This is a genomic window from Campylobacter sp. 2014D-0216, from assembly GCF_014931215.1.
Classification (GTDB): Bacteria; Campylobacterota; Campylobacteria; order Campylobacterales; family Campylobacteraceae; genus Campylobacter_D.
In genome coordinates this window covers 932,064-949,580 of record NZ_CP063089.1, presented here as the reverse complement: position 1 = coordinate 949,580, position 17,517 = coordinate 932,064, and the positions used below count along the sequence as shown (strand labels likewise).

Genomic DNA, 17,517 nt, shown 5'->3' with positions numbered 1-17,517 from the left:
TAGAGTTTTTAAGGAACTCTATTTAAAAATTCATCTGCATCCACATAGCCGATAATACGACCTTTTTCTTCACTTTTGTTAAAAAATATCATTACAGGTGGACCAAAAACATTTAGCTCTTTCATAAGCTCTAAATCTTCTTGAGTATTATGTGTTACATCTGCTTTTAGTAGAGTGTATTTGGCAAGTAAATTTTGCACTCTAGTATCTTTAAAGGTATACTCTTCTAAGAGTTTGCAATTTTCACACCATGCGGCTGTAAAATCAAGCATAATGGGTTGGGTTGAATTTTGTAGTTCTTGTTCAAGTTCTTTTAAATTTTTAATGGTTTTAAAATTCAAACTAGTATCAATTTCTTTAGAAGCAAGGTTAAACTCAAGAGGTTTTAATAGGCTTTTAGATCCCATAAAACCACCTAAAAGTATACTTAAGCTATAAACTAAAATTAAAATCATACTTGCTTTTTTAAATTTATCAAAGTTATTTTTTACTTCATCAAATAAGCCCATAAAGCTTACAAAAAATACCCCAATAACCCCATAAAGCATTAAAATAATGTTTGCGCTAAGTATTCTTTCAAGCATCCAAACTGCCATAATTAACATGATAAAACCAAAGAAAGTTTTTATCTTGAGCACCCATGCGCCACTTTTTAAAAAGCTTCCACCAAGACCGATTAAAAGTAAAGGCATACCCATACCAAAACTCATCACAAATAAAGAAAGTCCTCCTAAAAAGACATCTCCGCTATTAGTGATGTAAAGTAAAGCACCTGCTAAAGGTGCTGCTACACAAGGTCCTACAATGAGTGCTGATAAAAAACCCATAACAGCTATGCCAAAAACCCCATTTTTACCTTCAATTTTTTTATTGATGTAATTTTGAAATTTAAGTGGAAGTTGTAAGTCATAAAGCCCAAACATAGAGAAAGAAAGCAAAACAAAAATACTTGCAAATGTGATGATGATCCAAGGTTGTTGCAATAAACCTTGTACATTTGCTCCAGCAAATCCCACCAAAGCACCTGCTATAGCATAAGCTAAAGACATAAAAAATACATATACAAACGATAAATAAAAGCTATGTTTTTTGGAAGGTTTATCTTTAAGCTTCATTGCAATTAATGATGATAAAATAGGGATCATCGGTAAAATACAAGGGGTAAGTGCTAGCAATAAACCATAACCAAAAAATGTCACGAGTGTGATGAATATATTTTGCGTGCTAAGATCACTTGCAATTTGCTCATCTTCGCTTTGTTTTTTAAACTGATCTTTAGCTGAATTGATAACATAAATTCCATTTTGCTTATAAAGCGTGTAGTCTACATATACAGGACGATAACATAAGCCTTCTTCTGAACATCCTTGATATACTAAATTTAATTTTGCTTGCTTGTTTTTTATGAAATCATCAAGTAGGAGTTGAGGAATGAAGAGTTCTAGTTGTTTAAAGATTACTTCTTTATTTTCTCTTGTTTGTGTTGGTGGAAAATTGAGTAAAGAAGTAATGTTGTTGGAGTTTAATTCAACTTTGATTTGATCTTTGTAAAGATAAATTCGATCAGCAAGGTTGATTTTTAGAAAAATTCCTTGGCTATCGCTGTGGGTATTGAGCTTAAATGCTTCGCTAAGAGACAATACTCCATTGTTAGCAAAGGCTAAATTTAAAAAAATAAAAAATACCGCAAAAAAACGCATTTTTATCCTTGAAATTAAATTTTAAATTTGTTTTATTTTACTTATTTGTGGTAAATTTAAGTTAATAATCATCCTCAATCAAGGAGCAAATTATGGGTAAGGATAAATTTACTCTCATTAAGGTTAAAAAATCTACTCTTGAATATGAAAATGAACTTAAAAGATTGCAAATTGAGCTTTTGAAATTTCAAAACCATGTAAAAGAAAAGGGTTTGAAGGTCTTGATTTTGATCGAAGGACGTGATGCTGCAGGAAAGGGTGGGGCTATTAAAAGGCTTATTGAGCATTTAAATCCTAGGGGTTGTCGTGTGGTTGCACTTGAAAAACCAAGCGATGTAGAAAAAACACAATGGTATTTTCAGCGCTATGTGACGCATTTGCCCGCTGCTGGTGAGATAGTGATTTTTGATAGATCTTGGTACAATAGAGCAGGGGTGGAGCCTGTTATGGGGTTTTGCACCCCAAATGAACATAAAAAATTCTTGCGTGAAGTAGCTTCTTTTGAGGAAATGTTGCTTGATAGTGGAATTTTATTTTTTAAATTTTATTTTTCAGTCTCTAAACAAGAGCAAAAAAAGCGCTTTGAACAAAGAAGGATAGATCCATTAAAACAATACAAACTTTCCCCAGTGGATGAAAAATCCCAAGAATTATGGGACAAATATACTTTAGCAAAATATTCTATGCTTTTAGCTTCTAATACACCAAAATGTCCTTGGGTGATTATCAACTCAGATAATAAAAAGAAAGCAAGGATTAATTTGTTTAAGTATTTGCTACATGCTTTAGAATATCCTAATAAAATTAAAAATAAATACTTTCAATATGATAAAAAATTAGTGCGTAGTGGCGAGGAAGAAATTCGAAAAATGGAGCTGAGTTTGAATGATGAAAAACTTAAAAAATTTGATAAAAAATAAAGGGTAAAATTGAGTAATCTTTTTATAGTATATAATAAATTTAACGAGCACAAAAAAATCACTTTAAAAGTCTATGCATTTAATGCTTTTTTATTGTCTTTTTTATTGTTTTTGTTTTTTTATTTATCTTTTTTAAGTGCTAGTTATAATTTTGATTTTGGGGCGATTTATGAATACAAAGATAAAATGATAAAAGGATTTTTTACAAGTTTTTTTGTTAGTATCTTATCTTTGATTGTGGGTGTGTTTTTTGCTTTAATTTTATGTTATATGAGTCTTTGTAGAATAGTGCTTTTTAATATGTTTGCAAGGGTTTTTATAGAGCTTGTTAGAGGCACGCCTTTGCTGGTGCAAATTTTATTGATTTATTATATTTTTGCGGATAATTTTGGATTAAACAACCGTTATGTTTGTGGAGTTTTGATTTTGGCGTTATTTGCAAGTGCTTATATTTGTGAGATATTTAGAGCAGGGATTTTAAGTGTTGAAAATATGCAATATCAAAGCGCTAAAGCTTTGGGTTTGAGTGAGTTTGAAATTTACAAAAGTGTGATTTTTCCTCAAGCATTAAAAAATATCCTAGCACCGCTAAGTGGACAACTTAGCAATTTAATCAAAGATAGTTCGCTTTTAAGTGTGATAGCTGTTTCAGAATTAACTCAAAATGCCCAGGAGATCAATGCTTTTACCTTTTCTACTTTGGAAATTTACATTCCTTTGGCACTTTGTTATTTGGTGCTGACTTTGCCTATTTCTATGCTTTCAAGAAGGCTTGAAAAGAGTTTTTCTTAAAAGAAAAACTCTAGCTTTTGTTTTTTAAAAATTGTTTGCATGTCTTGAAGGTATTTTTGACCTAGTTTATCAAAAAAACCATTTTCTTTAGATTTTAAAATAAATTCATTCAACTCTTCTTTTAAATTGGTATTGTTTTTATTTAAAGCTATGGCCCATTGTTCTGGTGTTTTTTCAAAAGGAGTGAAAATGGCTTTAGTTTGTTCAGGGTGTTTTTCCCATGCTTTATAAATGCTCATTTGATCATAAATAAACGCATCAGCTTTGGCTTGAATAACCTCTAAGATGGCCGCATTTTCTTTATCAAAAACTAAAATTGTTGCATTTTTAAGATTTTTTTGTGCATATAAATGCGCACTAGACCCTCTTTTTAAAGCAAGAATTTTCCCTTTTTGATTTATATCTTCTATAGAGTTGATGTTGGATTTTTTAGCACTTAGTATTGCTAAATGGGCTCTTGCATAAGGAATGCTAAAGTCAACGACTTTTTTTCTTTGTTCGCTTATACTCATAGAAGACATGATTAAATCAATCTTTTGGGTTCTTAAAGCAGGGATTAAACCATCCCATGCTATGTTTTGAATTTTTAAATCATAGTTTTTTTCTTTAGCAAAAGCTTGTAAAAACTCTACGCTAATGCCACTTGGATTGCCTTTGGTGTCACTCATTTCAAAAGGAGGGTAGGCTAACTCCATGCCTACGATTAATTCTTTTGCATGGAGTGTAAAAAACAAACTGAGTAGAAAAAGTATTTTTTTCATATTTTCACTCCAAATTGAGCTAAAGCTCTTTCATAATCTTCTTTTGTATCTATACCTATGCTTTGACTTTGTATTTTTAACATTTTGATTTTTTTGCCATTTTCTAAAGCTCTTAGCTGTTCTAGTTTTTCACACTCTTCCAAAGCTGAATTTTTCAAAGTACAAAATTCTTGTAAATTTTTAACCTTATATGCGTAAATTCCAATGTGTGCTTTGAAATTTTGTTTATAATTTGCTCTTTCATAAGGAATTTTAGATCTTGAAAAATATAAAGCATAATTATTAATATCAGTAACTACTTTAACTAAATTTGGATCTTCACAAGCTTTTGCATCCACTTCTTTATAACAACTACTCATAAAACAAAGCTTATCTTCAAAAGCTTTTTGACTAAATGCTTTAAAATTTTTGATATTTTGTGTTTCTATGAAGGGCTCATCAGCTTGTACGTTGATGATAAGTTCATCTTCGCTTAGTTGTAAAATTTGACAAGCTTCGTTGATTCTATCAGTACCGCTTTCGTGGTTTTTGCTTGTTAAAACTGCTTTTATGTTATGTTTTTGTGCTATCTTTAAAACTTCTTCATCATCAAGTGCTACGCATACTTCATCAACTTCTTGCATTTTTTTAGCTGTGTAAATAAACATAGGCAAATTGCCAATTTCACATAAAATTTTATTTTCAAAACGACTTGATTTTAATCTTGCAGGTATGATTATCATTGTTTTATCCATTCTATAATAGTTTGTTTTAAATTTTCAAGTTTGCAAACTGGGTTTTGCTTTGGCATATTTGTAAATAAGCTTGCGATATTAGGGTGAATTTTTTGGTTAAATTCTTTTGCAAGTTCTTGCATGCAAGCTTGTTCATCTTGGCATTCTTTATTATATATTGCTTGATACATGCTTGGTGTAAATTTACTCCATTGTGCTGTGGAGGTAATGAGGGTGGTGGTGTTAGGATCAAGCATTTTAAAACAAGTGCAAGTGTGAGGGTCTAGTAGTCCCAAATGACTGTATTGTTTGATATATTGCATGCATTCATCATCGCTGCAAAAATCAGCTTCAAAATCTTCCTGTAAAAGCTCTAGTTCTGTTTGGTTAAGTTTGTAGTATTTTTCATTTTTTAAAGCTTGCATAAGCTCTTTGGTGCGTTCATCTTTAAATTTATCAAAAAGTAATCTTTCAATATTTGATGATATGAGTATATCCATCGCAGGAGAAATGGTCTTTTGTAAGCTTTTATTTCTTAAGTCATATTTGCCTGTATTGAAAAACTCACTTAAGATGTTATTAGAATTTGAGGCAATTTTGATTTTTCCTATTTTTGCTCCCATTTTTTTAGCATAATAAGCTCCCAAAGCATCACCAAAATTTCCACTTGGAACAATAATATCAATTGTCTTGTTGATTTTTAAACTAGCATAGTAGTGGTAGATGATTTGAAAAAGTATTCTTCCAAAATTAACTGAATTGGCTGCACTTAAACTTAACTTTTCTTCTTTTAAGGTCTTTTTAAAATCCTCATCATTTAAAAGTGATTTTAGAGCATTTTGTGCATCATCAAAATTACCCTCAATAGCTATAGATTTTAAATTGCTTGCATTTGAATGCGTCATTTGCAAAGCTTGAGTTTTACTTGTGCCTTCATTTGGATAAATACAAACTACTTTTATACCTTTTTTATTTTCAAAACTTTTTAGTGTAGCAGGTCCTGTATCGCCACTTGTGGCACACATGATTAGAAAATCATCATCTTTTTTTAAGTGTTCTAAAAGTACGCCAAAAGGTTGCAAGGCCATATCTTTAAAAGCCCTTGTTGGTCCATGAAATAATTCATTAATGTAAAGTTTATCGTTGATTTTTTTTATATCAATAGGGCAGGTTTTATCATCAAAACTCTCATAAGTTTTTAAAGCTTTTTCAAAAACCTCAAGCTCTAAATCAAAGTCAAACGCCATAATGATTTTTAAAGCTAGCTCTTTGTAATTTAAATTTTTCAAAGCTTCATTGTCTAGTTTGGGTAGATTAAGTGGTGCATATAGAGCATTATTAGGCGCACTAGGGCTAAGCAAAGCTTTTGAAAAGCTTGTTTGATGGTTTTTATCTTGGGTTGAGTGTAGTTGCATTTTCTTCCTTTTTGTTAAATTGATCAATATAATCTTGTAAAACTTGTTTAAAGCTATCTTTTAAAACAATATCAAGATGAATCAGCTCGGTTTTAAAGCCAAAATCCTTCACTTTTACATAGTCTTTAAAGGTTAGCATTAAGGTGTCGCAGTTATGCTTTTTTAAAAGTTTTTCTAATTCTTCTTTTTTAAAAGTATAATGATCAGTAAAAAAATAACAAGCCCTAGCTTTGATAAAATGTTCATATAGTCTAAAAGGCTTTGCAATAGAGCTTATCAAAATGGCTTTTTGATTTTCTTTTACATGAGAGTAACGCACAAAGTCTTCATTTTCTTTAGCTATGAAATCAGCCTTTTTAGTAAATGATTTTGGCAAACGATATGCCCCACTGGGCAAGGTAAAATCAAAAAAAGGTTTTTCTTTACTTTGTAATAAAACATTGAATTTTTTAATATGAAATTTAGAAAAAGCATCATCTAAAAGTATGATTTTTGCTCCAAGTTCGATAGCTTTTTGTATCCCTTTAACCCTATCTTCGCTAACTATCACACCGCTAATATGCTTTGTGAGTGCATACTCCATAGCTTCATCGCCGCTTTTTTTAATATCGCATAAAATTTCATCTTTATGTTTGACTATGATTAAACCCTTGCTTTGTCTTTTATAGCCTCTTAAAATGATAAAACAACCCTCAAATTCAGTAGCTATAGCTTTACAAATGGGTGTTTTGCCATTGCCTCCTAGAGTGAGATTGCCTATGCTTATAATCGGTAGGTTAAAGGTTATTTCTTTTTTAAATTTAGTGTTTAAAATCGCTATAACCATATATAAAAAGCTAAAAGGTAAAAGCAAAAAAGCTAGAGTTTTTTGCAAAAAACTAGGTTTAAAAAAATACCGATCAAGCCAAGTCATATAGTGTCTTTTGGTGTTGTTGGGAGTTTGCGTTTAAAGGCGTTATCTTGTACACGTTTTAGGACTAAATTTTTTAATTTTTCATCGAATTTTTCTAAACTTTGATTGTTTTCTAAAGCTTTTAAAACTTCGTCTAAAACTTCATATTTATAACCTAACTCACTTTCATCGCTTTGATTTGGCCAAAGATCAGCACTTGGAGCTTTTTGTATGAAATTTTCATGCACGCCCATTAATTTTGCAAGTTCAAACACTTCACTTTTATAAAGTGTTGCCAAAGGATTAAAAGCACAAGCTAAATCTCCATAAATAGTCCCATAGCCAAGCATTAGTTCGCTTTTGTTGGAAGTGCCTACTACTAAAGCTTGGTGTAAAGCTGAATAATCATAAAGCAAACTCATGCGTACTCTTGCGGCTAAGTTACCAAAACGTAAAGGGTTTAGATCTTGACAAATTTTTTCATAAGCACCAAGAACTTCATCAATATAAATAATTTTGTGATGAATTTGTAAATCTTCACAAAGCATCAAAGCATCATTTAGATTTTCTTTTTTAGAATGTTTTGTAGGCATTAAAAGGGCAAAAAGTTTTTCGCCCACTGCTTTTTTGCAAAGATGAGCGACTAAGGCTGAGTCTATCCCGCCACTTAAACCCAAGATAAGATTTTTATCTCCTGCTTGTTTTTTTATAAAATGGATCAATAATTCTTCTATTTTAGTATAATTCATATAAAATCTTTACAAAGTTAATTTTTTAAAATTATATTTGATTTAGTTAAAAGGAAGTTTATATGCGTATTTTAAAACAACCATGTGGAATGTATGAGACTAATTGTTATATCATAGATCACAATAACAAGCAAATCATCATCGATCCGGGCGAGAATGCTTATGAGTTTATCAAAGAAAATACAAGCAAACCTTTAGCTATTTTAAATACGCATGGTCACTATGATCATGTATATGATAATGCTAGGGTTAAAAATGCTTATGCGATCCCGCTTCACATTCACCAAGATGATGCTTTTATGTTAAGTGATCCTTTTAATTATGGTTTTGAACACTCAAACGCTGATGTATTGGTAGAAAATGAAAATGAATTAAATATAGATGAGTTTAAATTTAAATTTCATCATTTTCCAGGACATACTCCAGGGTGCTGTATGATAGAGTTGGTAGGAGAAGATGTGCTTTTTAGTGGAGATTTTTTGTTTTATCGTAGTATCGGTAGATGGGACTTTCCTTATTCGGATGCGACTAAGATGAAAGAAAGTTTGCTTAAAGTTTTAGCTTATGATAAAGACTTTAGATTGCTTCCTGGGCATGGGGAGGAAACTACTTTAAAAGAAGAGCAAAAAGCAATTCCTGCTTGGTTAAGGTATTTTCACTAATGGATAAGGTTTTATATTTTTTAAGCTTTTTGTTGGCTTTAAGTGCAATTTTGAGTTTTTTTAAACCCAAAGAAACAAAAAAGAAATTTTTTCATAAATGCCCGTGTTTTAAAGCAGTAGAAAATGGCTTAATGAGCAGAATTTGCATTTATACAGGAAGCTTCGGTTTTATGTACTCGGTGCTTTATATGGGTTTTGGTGTATATGATAAAAAGCTTTTTATCATATTACTTTTATCTTTTGCTATATGGTATTTTGCTTGGGTTTTAAAAAAAGAATAGCCTGTTAAAGGCTATTTTATTTTGTGTGAATATACAAAGGTTCAAAAGGACCATAACGGTGTTGTTCTATGCTGAATTTATCGTTTTTAGCATAAGGTTTAACATCCATATCTACAGGCTTGATATCACGATCTGGAAAATCTTTGTCTCTGTGTTTTTTAATAGGTCTTGCTTGAGAATTAATATAAGCTGCTACATCGTAAGCTTGTTCTAAATTTAAAGTCGCATCATCTTTAGGCATATTTGCCTTGATGTAACTTGCAGCTTTGATGAGTCTATACATACCTGCACCTGTGTTATAGCTATCATCACCCCATAAGGCAGGGTAGATATAATAACTCATGCTAGGATCATCACTTTTTAAACCTTCGCCATTTTCACCATGACAGGCAATGCATCTTTCTTGGTAGACTTCTTTACCCTTGGCAGGATCTGCAGCCCGCTTCAAAAGAGCTATTTTAGGTAAACCTTGTCCTTGAGTTTTTGCCCCTACTGCTACCCCTTGAGAAAGATAGTGCATATATGCAAGCATGGCTTTCATTTGAGGAGAGTTAGTCGGAAGTTTTTTACCATTCATGGATCTTTCCATACAGCCATTGATTCTATCTTCTAGAGTGATGATTTTATCTGCTCTTGCATTATACTGTGGAAAGCGTGCGTAAATTCCTACAAAGCCAGATTGGTTTTTAATGGTGCCTGCGTTTGCATGGCAACTTGAGCAAGAAAGATTATTACCTGCATAACGGTTTTTAGGATCTTTTGCTTGTGGTCCTATGTAATTGGTAGTGTAATTTAAAATTTTATTACCCAAGATAACTGCTTGAGTGTAGGGTGAGTGAGGTAATTTTTCTTCAACAATTACACCATTTTCTATAGTGTCTGGAACTTTCCACTGCGCACTTTGTAGTTGGATACCGGTTTCTTTTTTTGCTTGAAGTTTTGCATGATCAAATGCAAAGCTAGAGCTGAGTAAAAAAGATAACGATAAAGCTGAACATAAGACTTTATTCATTTTTTCCTCCTTTAGCTTGTCTTGTTTTTATCTTATAACTTTAAATTTAAAAAAATATTAAATGTTTTTATTGTAAAAATATCCCTAGGTAATGCTATTTAGTTTTTAAAGATAAAAATGATATGATTTGTGTTTTTTTAAATATGCAAATTATGTTACTTTTTTATACATTCAAATCTAAAAAGGGAGTCAAAATGAGAAAAAGTGTAGCAGAATGGGAAAAGCAAGAATTACTTTTAATTTCCTTGCCTCATAAAAATAGCGATTGGGCGCCTTATTTGGAAGAAATTTTACAAAGTTATGAAGAATTCGTTAAAACAGTGGCTAATTTTCAAAAAGTTTTACTTATAGCGCCTAGTGATGAAGATTTTCAAAGATTTCAGCATATTGATAATGTTGATTTTTTCAAGTGCGATACTAATGATACTTGGATTAGAGATTTTGGTGCGATTGATGTGCGAGAAGGAGAGAAGCTTTTAGCGCTTGATTTTACGTTTAATGCTTGGGGAGATAAATTCCAAAGTGCTTTAGATAATGCAGTCAACTCAAAACTTTTTGCGCAAAAATTATCAGGAAAATTGGAAAAAATTGATTTTATTTTAGAAGGTGGAAGTATTGATTTTAATGGCAAAGGAGTAATGCTTACAACTAGTGCTTGTTTGCTAAATGAAAACCGAAATTCTACTTTTGATCAAGCGCAAATTGAAGCTAAATTAAAAGAAATTTTTGGTTTAAAGCAAATGATTTGGTTAAATCATGGCTATATTAAAGGCGATGATACCGATCATCATATTGATACTTTGGCAAGATTTGTAGATGAAAATACCATTGCTTATTGTGTGTGTAAAGATGAAAATGATGAGCATTATGTACCTTTAAAGGCTATGGAAGATGAGCTGAAAAAAACAGGATTTGATCTTTTAGAATTACCTTTACCTAAGGCTTTGTATTTTGAAGGAAAAAGACTTGGGGCAACTTATGCTAATTTTGTTTTTGTTAACGGTGGTTTGATTGTACCAATATATCATGATGAAAATGATGCTTTGGTGCTTGAGAGATTGCAAGAAAAATGTAAAGATAGAAAAGTAGTAGGAGTAGATGCAAGAGTGTTTTTAAGACAAAATGGCTCTTTGCACTGTTCTTGTCAAAACCGCTATGAAGGGCAAAGATGAATTTGCAAAAAAGCGCAACTATTATCGCGAGTGTTTGCGCTATCTTTTTAGCTATTGTTAAATTTGCAGTAGGTTTAGCATCTGGTTCTGTTGCGGTGCTTTCTAGTGCGATTGATTCTTTGCTTGATTGTGTGATTTCAGGTTTAAATTATTTGGCTTTGAAGAAAAGTTCACAAGGATCAAGTAAAGAATATAACTTTGGTTTTAGTAAAATTGAAGCATTGATGGGGCTTTTTGAAGGACTTGTGATTAGTGCTATTGGGGTTTATATATTTTACGAAAGTGTTTTAAAAATTCACAACCAAGAAAGTGTTGAAAAGCTTGATCTTGGAATTTTTGTCATGGCATTTGCTATGGTAGTTACTCTGTGTTTGGTTATTTTTTTAAATTATGTGGCTAAAAAAACCAAAAGTTTAATCATAAAAGCTGACAGTTTGCATTATAAAATAGACTTTTTAACCAATGCGCTAACACTTTTGGCATTAATTATCATAGCTTTTACAAATTATCATTTTATTGATGGTTTATTTGGTATAGCTATTAGTTTATATACGATTTTTTCAGCTTTGAAGATTATCAAAGAGAGTTCTCAAATTTTATTAGATGTTGCAATTGCAAAAGAACAAGTGGAGAAAATCAAAGAAATCATTCAAGAAAATAAAGAAGTCAAAAGTTTTCATCATTTAAAAACTAGAAAAAGCCCTGATATGCTTTATGTTAGTGTGCATTTAGTTTTTGAGCCTACAATATCGCTTTTGAAAGCACATGAAATAGGAGATGAAATCGAAGATGCTATAAGAGAACATTTTAAAGATGAATTTTGGAATATCCATATACATTTAGATCCATATGATGATTCAGAAGAAGAAAGGAATAAAAATGAAATTAGCACTCATTCAGCACGAATTTAAAGGAAATAAAGAAAAAACTATAGAAAAAACTTGTGAGCTAATCAAGCTTGCTGCGCAAGATGGGGCACAACTAGTAGTTTTGCAAGAATTACACCAAACGCAGTATTTTTGTCAAAGTGAAAATACAAACTTTTTTGATTTGGCCAATGACTGGGAAGAAGATGTTAAGTTTTGGTCTAATGTAGCAAAAGACAATAAGGTTGTTTTAGTGACTTCTTTATTTGAAAAAAGAAGTGCAGGGCTTTATCATAATACAAGCGTAGTGTTTGAAAAAGATGGAACATTAGCAGGAAAATACCGCAAAATGCACATTCCTGATGATCCTTGTTTTTATGAAAAATTCTATTTTACTCCAGGTGATTTGGGTTTTGAACCTATACAAACAAGCGTTGGAAAGCTTGGAGTTTTGGTGTGTTGGGATCAATGGTACCCTGAAGCGGCTAGATTGATGGCTTTAAAAGGAGCACAAATTTTGATTTATCCTACTGCTATTGGTTGGTTTGATAAAGATGCAAAAGAAGAAAAACAAAGACAACTTGAAGCTTGGGTAGGCGTACAAAGAGGTCATGCTATAGCTAATGGCTTGCCTGTGGTGGCTGTAAATAGAGTAGGTTTTGAAAAAGATGAAAGCGGTGTGGAAGATGGTATAAGATTTTGGGGAAATTCTTTTGTTTTTGGTCCACAAGGCGAAGAGCTTTTTAGAGCTGATGATCAGCAAGAGTTGTATAAAATTGTTGAAATTGACATGCAAAGATGTGAAAATGTACGCAGGTGGTGGCCGTTTTTACGCGATAGACGCATAGAGTATTTTCACGAATTAAACAAAAGATTTATTGACTAAAGGAGGAAAAATGAAAAAGGTTTTAATACCTTTGGCAAAAGGTTTTGAAGAAGCTGAGTTTATAGGTATAGCTGATGTTTTAAAAAGAGCAGGAGAAGCTAGTGGAAATTTAGAAGTAATTATTGCTTCGCTTGATGATGAACTTTTGGTGCAAGGAGCTAATGGAATTTGCATAAGGGCTGATGTGAGTTTGGCTAGTGTTGATCAGGAAAATTTAGATGCAATCGCTCTTGCAGGTGGCTTTGAAGGTATGATGAATTTAAAAAACAATCAAGCTATCATAAAAATCATACAAGATTTACATGCAAAGCAAAAAATTGTAGCGGCTATTTGTGCTTCGCCTATAGTGCTAGCTAAGGCAGGGGTGATTGATGGTGAGTTTTCTTGTTACCCTGGTTGTGAAGTGGGCATTGAAGGTGTTAGAGTAAATAAGGCGGTTGTAGTTAATAAAAATGTCATCACAGCAGCTGGGCCTGCTACGGCTATTTTGTTTGGTTTAGAGCTTGCTAAACATTTGTGCTCAGAAGAAATTTATCAAAAACTTTATGAAGGTATGCTTGTCCCTTTAACAAAATAAACCCTCACTAATGAGGGTTTAGCTTACATTTGTTTCATAAGCTTAGTGATTTCACCCTCATGAGGAAATCTATCTACTTCACAGTTAAATAAGTCTTTTTTTGAGTAAATGATTTTACCATCTACTTCTACTATAAAATGCCCACCACCTTTTTCTATGGTAGAAATTTGCGCATCTTTGAATTCGTTTTGTATTTCTTCTGCAACCCTTGCAGCTTGTGGTTTGTAATTTCAAAGATTACAATAATAAATTTTCACTTCCATTTTTTACTCCTTTTTTGAAAGTAAGCTATTATACATTTTTTCTCCTTGTAAGTTTTAAATTTAAGGTTTTTTTTTATAATAATAAAAAAACTTAAGGGAAAAGATGAGCCAATTTACACATTTGCATTTACATACTGAATACTCTTTACTTGATGGGGCAAACAAACTCAAAGAGCTTGCTAAAACACTAAAAGCACAAGGTGCAACTAGTGTTGCTATGACTGATCATGGAAATATGTTTGGGGCTATTGATTTTTACAAAACAATGAGAGCTGAAGGGATTAAACCTATCATAGGGCTTGAAGCATATTTACACAATCACGATGATTTAAGTGATAAAAGCTCAAGACAGCGTTTTCATATTTGTTTATTTGCTAAAAATGAAATTGGCTATAAAAACTTAATGTTTTTAAGTTCGCAAAGCTATATACATGGTTTGTATTATTACCCAAGGATTAACAAAAAGCTTTTAGAAGCACATAGCGAGGGTTTGATTTGTTCTTCGGCGTGTTTGCAAGGTGAGGTTAATTGGCATTTAAACACCAAAAACGAAAGAAATTTAAAATTTGGCGCAAAAGGCTATGAAGGTGCAAAAGAAGCTGCGCTTTGGTATAAAAAAGTTTTTGGAGATGATTTTTACCTTGAGATTATGCGTCATGGTATTGATGATCAAAAATTTATCGATGATTCTATCATTAAACTTGCTAAAGAGCTTGATATAAAAATCATCGCAACGAATGATACGCACTATACTTTTAAAGAAAGAGCGGCTGCACATGAAGTGTTTATGTGTATAGCTATGGGGGTTAAACTTGATGATCCAGGTCGTTTAAGACATGAAGTGCATGAGTTTTATGTAAAAACACCAGAGCAAATGAGTGAACTTTTTGCTGATATTCCAGAAGCTATTGAAAACACTCAAGAAATAGCTAATAAATGCAATCTAGAATTAAAACTAGGTGATCCAACACCACCAAATTTTAAATTCACCCGTGAATATGCAAAAAAATATGGCTTAAGCTTAAGTCAAGAAGATCAAGAATTTAGTTTTGATAATGATGATATAGTTTTTGAATATCTTTGTAAAAAAGGCTTAGAGGAAAGACTTCAATTTATCGATGAGAGTAAACACCAAGAGTATAAAGATAGGCTTGATTTAGAAATTAGTATTATTAAAAATATGAAATTTTCAGGTTATATGCTAATCGTTCATGATTTTATCGCCGCAGCTAAGGAAAAAGATATACCAGTTGGCCCAGGGCGTGGGAGTGCTGCGGGAAGTTTGGTTTCGTATTGTTTGAAAATTACAGATTTAGATCCTATACCTTACAATCTTCTTTTTGAGAGATTTTTAAATCCTGAGCGTGTATCAATGCCCGATATTGACGTGGATTTTTGTCAAGATAGAAGAGGGGAAGTGATTGATTATGTGATCGATAAGTATGGAGCTGAAAAGGTTGCGCAAGTTATTACCTTTGGTAAGCTTTTAGCAAAGGGAGTAATCCGTGATGTAGCTAGGGTTTGTGATATGAGCATACCTGATGCAGATGCTTTGGCAAAATTAGTTCCTGAAGAGCTTAAAATCACTTTAGAAAAAGCTTATGAGCAAGAACCAAAAATCGCTGAATTTGTAAATTCTCATCCAAAAGGGCGTCAAGTTTGGGATTTTGCTAAGGCATTAGAGGGTTTAAATAGAAATGCAGGTATGCACGCAGCCGGAGTTGTGATATCTAATGAAGCTTTGTGGAATAAAGCTCCTCTTTTTAGGCAAAGCAAAAACGATGAGCGTCATTTGGTAACGCAGTATTCTAAAGAATATCTTGAAGATGTGGATTTAATCAAATTTGACTTCTTGGGTTTAAAAACTCTTACAGTAATTGATAATGCGATTAAGCTAGTGAAAAAGCGTTATGGTAAAGATGTAATTTGGGAAAAGATTGATATGAATGATCCTAAGGTTTATAAAACCATACAAAGTGGTAACACCTTGGGCATTTTCCAAATAGAATCAGGTGGTATGCAAAGTTTGAATGCTAGGTTAAAACCCGAAAGATTTGAGGATTTAATCGCGGTTTTAGCTTTATATAGACCAGGACCACTTGATAGTGGAATGGTGGATGATTTTATCGATATTAAGCATGGCAGAAAATCCGCAACTTATGCCTTTGAAGACTTAAAACCTATACTTGAAAATACTTATGGGGTTATAGTTTATCAAGAGCAAGTTATGCAAATAGTGCAAAAAATCGGTGGTTTTTCTTTAGGCGGGGCTGATAATGTACGTCGTGCTATGGGTAAGAAAAAAAGAGAAATTTTGGATAATCTTAAAGCAGAATATCTAGAAGGAGCTAAAAAGCAAGGTTATGATGAGAAAAAGGCTGATGATTTGTTTGAGCTTATTTTGAAATTTGCGGAGTATGGTTTTAACAAATCTCACTCAGCTGCCTATGCACTTATAACCTTTCAAACAGCGTATTTAAAGACTTATTACCCAAGTGAGTTTATGGCTGCACTTTTAACAAGTGAAGAAAGCAATGTAGATAAGGTTGCAAAATACATTGAAGAGATGAAAAGAATGAACATCAAACTTTTGCCACCAAGTATTAACAAAGCCCAAAGAGAATTTAGTGCAGCTAAGCTTGAAGATGGTTCTGAAGCTATTATTTATGGGCTTGGAGCGATTAAGAGTGTGGGAATTCCTGCGATAGAAAATATCATGGCTATTCGCAAAGAAGAGGGCTTTAGTGATTTTGATGATTTTATAAGCTCGATTGATCCAACTAAGATCAATAAAAAAACCATAGAAAATTTAGCTAAATCAGGTGCTTTTGATGAGTTTGGCTATACTAGAAAATGTTTAGTGGATAATCTTGAGCTTATTTCAGAAACAAGTAGGAAAATTGCTGAAGTTAAAAGAAACTCTACTGCTTCGCTTTTTGGAGAAGAAGAAATAGCCGCAGATATCAAAGTAGGGCTTCATGATAGCAAGATAGAATTTGAACTAATGGAAAAACTAGGCTATGAAAAAGAAATTTTGGGAATTTATGTATCAGGTCATCCTTTGGATAAATTTGCAAGTCAAATAGAAGGCATAGAGTATTTTAAAAGTATGGATTTTGAAACACTTAAAGGCGAGGGCGAGCTTTTGGTGGTAGGGAAGATTGAAGATTTTAAATCGATGATGAGTAAAAGCGGTAAAAGATATGCTAAGGCTGTGATTTTAGACTTTTACTCTTCTTTTGATATGATAGTTTTTGAAGCTCAGGTAGAAAAAGTAGAAACGATTTTCAAAGAAAGCAAAGATGAAGCCTTTGCTTTTTTACTAAGATATAAAAACAATGACAATGATTTAAGCTTTAGTCTAAATGAAATTTATACTTTAGAAGAAGCAAAAGAAAATGAGCTAAAATCTTTTAGTAAAAGAAAAAGCTTTGCAAAAAAAGAAAACAAAGAAGAATTCACGCAAGAGCCTATGAAATTTGAAGAAAATATTATAGAGCTTGATATTAACAAACTTAGTAAAGATATGGTGTATGAAATTTATGATCTAGCTAATACAAGACACAACCCAAAAGATGCCAACAACAAAAAGCTTGTGTTAAAAGTACTTGATATGGGTAGTTGCTTGCTTTATCATACAAATTTTGTCCTTTCACAAGAAGCTATGGACGTGATAGCTCAAAAATGTAAAGGTTAAAATAAACAGCTAGTGTATTTTGGTTTTTATTATAATATTGAATATATATATGAGGTTTTAAAATCTAATTTTAATCCATAGCTTTAAGCTATGGATTAGCTAATAAGCTCTTCTAAATGTTTTAAAATTTTTACCATGGCTAAAGTATCAAGTTTGCAG

General features: G+C 32.1%; 17 protein-coding genes. 9 read left to right on the top strand and 8 right to left on the bottom strand.

All coding sequences use genetic code 11. The features are described from left to right. Positions 1 to 8: 8 nt before the first annotated feature. Entirely contained in the window at positions 9 to 1,700 is a 1,692-nt protein-coding gene (dsbD, locus tag A0083_RS04770) for a protein-disulfide reductase DsbD (protein ID WP_197552510.1), read from the bottom strand. Between the two features lie 92 nt (positions 1,701 to 1,792). Between dsbD and ppk2 the strand changes: the two genes are divergently transcribed. After that, positions 1,793 to 2,620: a polyphosphate kinase 2 gene (gene ppk2 / locus A0083_RS04765; RefSeq protein ID WP_197552508.1), complete on the top strand. Its 828-nt coding sequence runs from the start codon at positions 1,793 to 1,795 to the stop codon at positions 2,618 to 2,620. 9 nt (positions 2,621 to 2,629) lie between these two features. Further along, on the top strand, positions 2,630 to 3,412 hold the full coding sequence (locus tag A0083_RS04760; protein WP_197552506.1) for an amino acid ABC transporter permease: 783 nt from the start codon (positions 2,630 to 2,632) through the stop codon (positions 3,410 to 3,412). Here A0083_RS04760 and A0083_RS04755 read toward each other — a convergent pair. Genes A0083_RS04755 through A0083_RS04735 form a run of 5 tightly spaced genes read right to left on the bottom strand, consistent with a single transcriptional unit; the run spans position 3,409 to position 7,942 of the window. Then, positions 3,409 to 4,173: a transporter substrate-binding domain-containing protein gene (locus A0083_RS04755; protein ID WP_197552504.1), complete on the bottom strand. Its 765-nt coding sequence runs from the start codon at positions 4,171 to 4,173 to the stop codon at positions 3,409 to 3,411. The two genes, A0083_RS04760 and A0083_RS04755, sit on opposite strands and share 4 nt — an antisense overlap. After that, positions 4,170 to 4,895: a 3-deoxy-manno-octulosonate cytidylyltransferase gene (gene kdsB / locus A0083_RS04750; RefSeq protein ID WP_197552502.1), complete on the bottom strand. Its 726-nt coding sequence runs from the start codon at positions 4,893 to 4,895 to the stop codon at positions 4,170 to 4,172. Before kdsB ends, A0083_RS04755 begins: the two co-directional genes overlap by 4 nt. Continuing rightward, entirely contained in the window at positions 4,892 to 6,301 is a 1,410-nt protein-coding gene (gene thrC, locus A0083_RS04745) for a threonine synthase (RefSeq protein ID WP_039664071.1), read from the bottom strand. The genes kdsB and thrC overlap by 4 nt, the downstream gene beginning before the upstream one ends. Next, positions 6,276 to 7,214: a tetraacyldisaccharide 4'-kinase gene (locus A0083_RS04740; protein WP_197552500.1), complete on the bottom strand. Its 939-nt coding sequence runs from the start codon at positions 7,212 to 7,214 to the stop codon at positions 6,276 to 6,278. Before A0083_RS04740 ends, thrC begins: the two co-directional genes overlap by 26 nt. Then, positions 7,211 to 7,942 (bottom strand): NAD+ synthase, encoded by a 732-nt coding sequence (locus tag A0083_RS04735; protein WP_197552498.1) that lies wholly within the window; start codon positions 7,940 to 7,942, stop codon positions 7,211 to 7,213. The genes A0083_RS04740 and A0083_RS04735 overlap by 4 nt, the downstream gene beginning before the upstream one ends. 62 nt (positions 7,943 to 8,004) lie before the next feature. Here A0083_RS04735 and A0083_RS04730 point away from each other — a divergent pair, with 62 nt between their 5' ends. Together A0083_RS04730 and A0083_RS04725 are read left to right on the top strand one after the other, a co-directional pair. After that, complete coding sequence (locus tag A0083_RS04730; protein ID WP_197552496.1) at positions 8,005 to 8,604, top strand: MBL fold metallo-hydrolase; 600 nt, start codon at positions 8,005 to 8,007, stop codon at positions 8,602 to 8,604. Continuing rightward, positions 8,604 to 8,885, top strand: coding sequence for a hypothetical protein (locus A0083_RS04725; RefSeq protein WP_197552494.1), 282 nt, complete (start codon positions 8,604 to 8,606; stop codon positions 8,883 to 8,885). Before A0083_RS04730 ends, A0083_RS04725 begins: the two co-directional genes overlap by 1 nt. A gap of 16 nt (positions 8,886 to 8,901) precedes the next feature. Here A0083_RS04725 and A0083_RS04720 read toward each other — a convergent pair whose 3' ends face one another. After that, positions 8,902 to 9,897, bottom strand: coding sequence for a c-type cytochrome (locus tag A0083_RS04720; RefSeq protein ID WP_197552492.1), 996 nt, complete (start codon positions 9,895 to 9,897; stop codon positions 8,902 to 8,904). A 194-nt stretch (positions 9,898 to 10,091) separates the two neighbouring features. Between A0083_RS04720 and A0083_RS04715 the strand changes: the two genes are divergently transcribed. Genes A0083_RS04715 through A0083_RS04700 form a run of 4 tightly spaced genes read left to right on the top strand, consistent with a single transcriptional unit; the run spans position 10,092 to position 13,398 of the window. Further along, complete coding sequence (locus A0083_RS04715) at positions 10,092 to 11,069, top strand: agmatine deiminase family protein (protein WP_197552490.1); 978 nt, start codon at positions 10,092 to 10,094, stop codon at positions 11,067 to 11,069. Next, positions 11,066 to 11,980, top strand: a complete 915-nt coding sequence (locus A0083_RS04710; protein ID WP_197552488.1) for a cation diffusion facilitator family transporter — start codon at positions 11,066 to 11,068, stop codon at positions 11,978 to 11,980. Before A0083_RS04715 ends, A0083_RS04710 begins: the two co-directional genes overlap by 4 nt. After that, a complete protein-coding gene (locus A0083_RS04705) occupies positions 11,949 to 12,821 on the top strand; it encodes a carbon-nitrogen hydrolase (RefSeq protein ID WP_197552486.1) in 873 nt (290 codons plus the stop codon). Before A0083_RS04710 ends, A0083_RS04705 begins: the two co-directional genes overlap by 32 nt. A 10-nt stretch (positions 12,822 to 12,831) precedes the next feature. Next, a complete protein-coding gene (locus A0083_RS04700) occupies positions 12,832 to 13,398 on the top strand; it encodes a DJ-1 family glyoxalase III (RefSeq protein ID WP_120759156.1) in 567 nt (188 codons plus the stop codon). 23 nt (positions 13,399 to 13,421) lie between these two features. Here A0083_RS04700 and A0083_RS08210 read toward each other — a convergent pair whose 3' ends face one another. Beyond that, positions 13,422 to 13,661, bottom strand: coding sequence for a SelT/SelW/SelH family (seleno)protein (locus A0083_RS08210; RefSeq protein WP_257396702.1), 240 nt, complete (start codon positions 13,659 to 13,661; stop codon positions 13,422 to 13,424). Between the two features lie 103 nt (positions 13,662 to 13,764). Here A0083_RS08210 and dnaE point away from each other — a divergent pair, with 103 nt between their 5' ends. Beyond that, positions 13,765 to 17,358 (top strand): DNA polymerase III subunit alpha, encoded by a 3,594-nt coding sequence (gene dnaE / locus A0083_RS04690; RefSeq protein ID WP_197552484.1) that lies wholly within the window; start codon positions 13,765 to 13,767, stop codon positions 17,356 to 17,358. Positions 17,359 to 17,517: the final 159 nt, after the last annotated feature.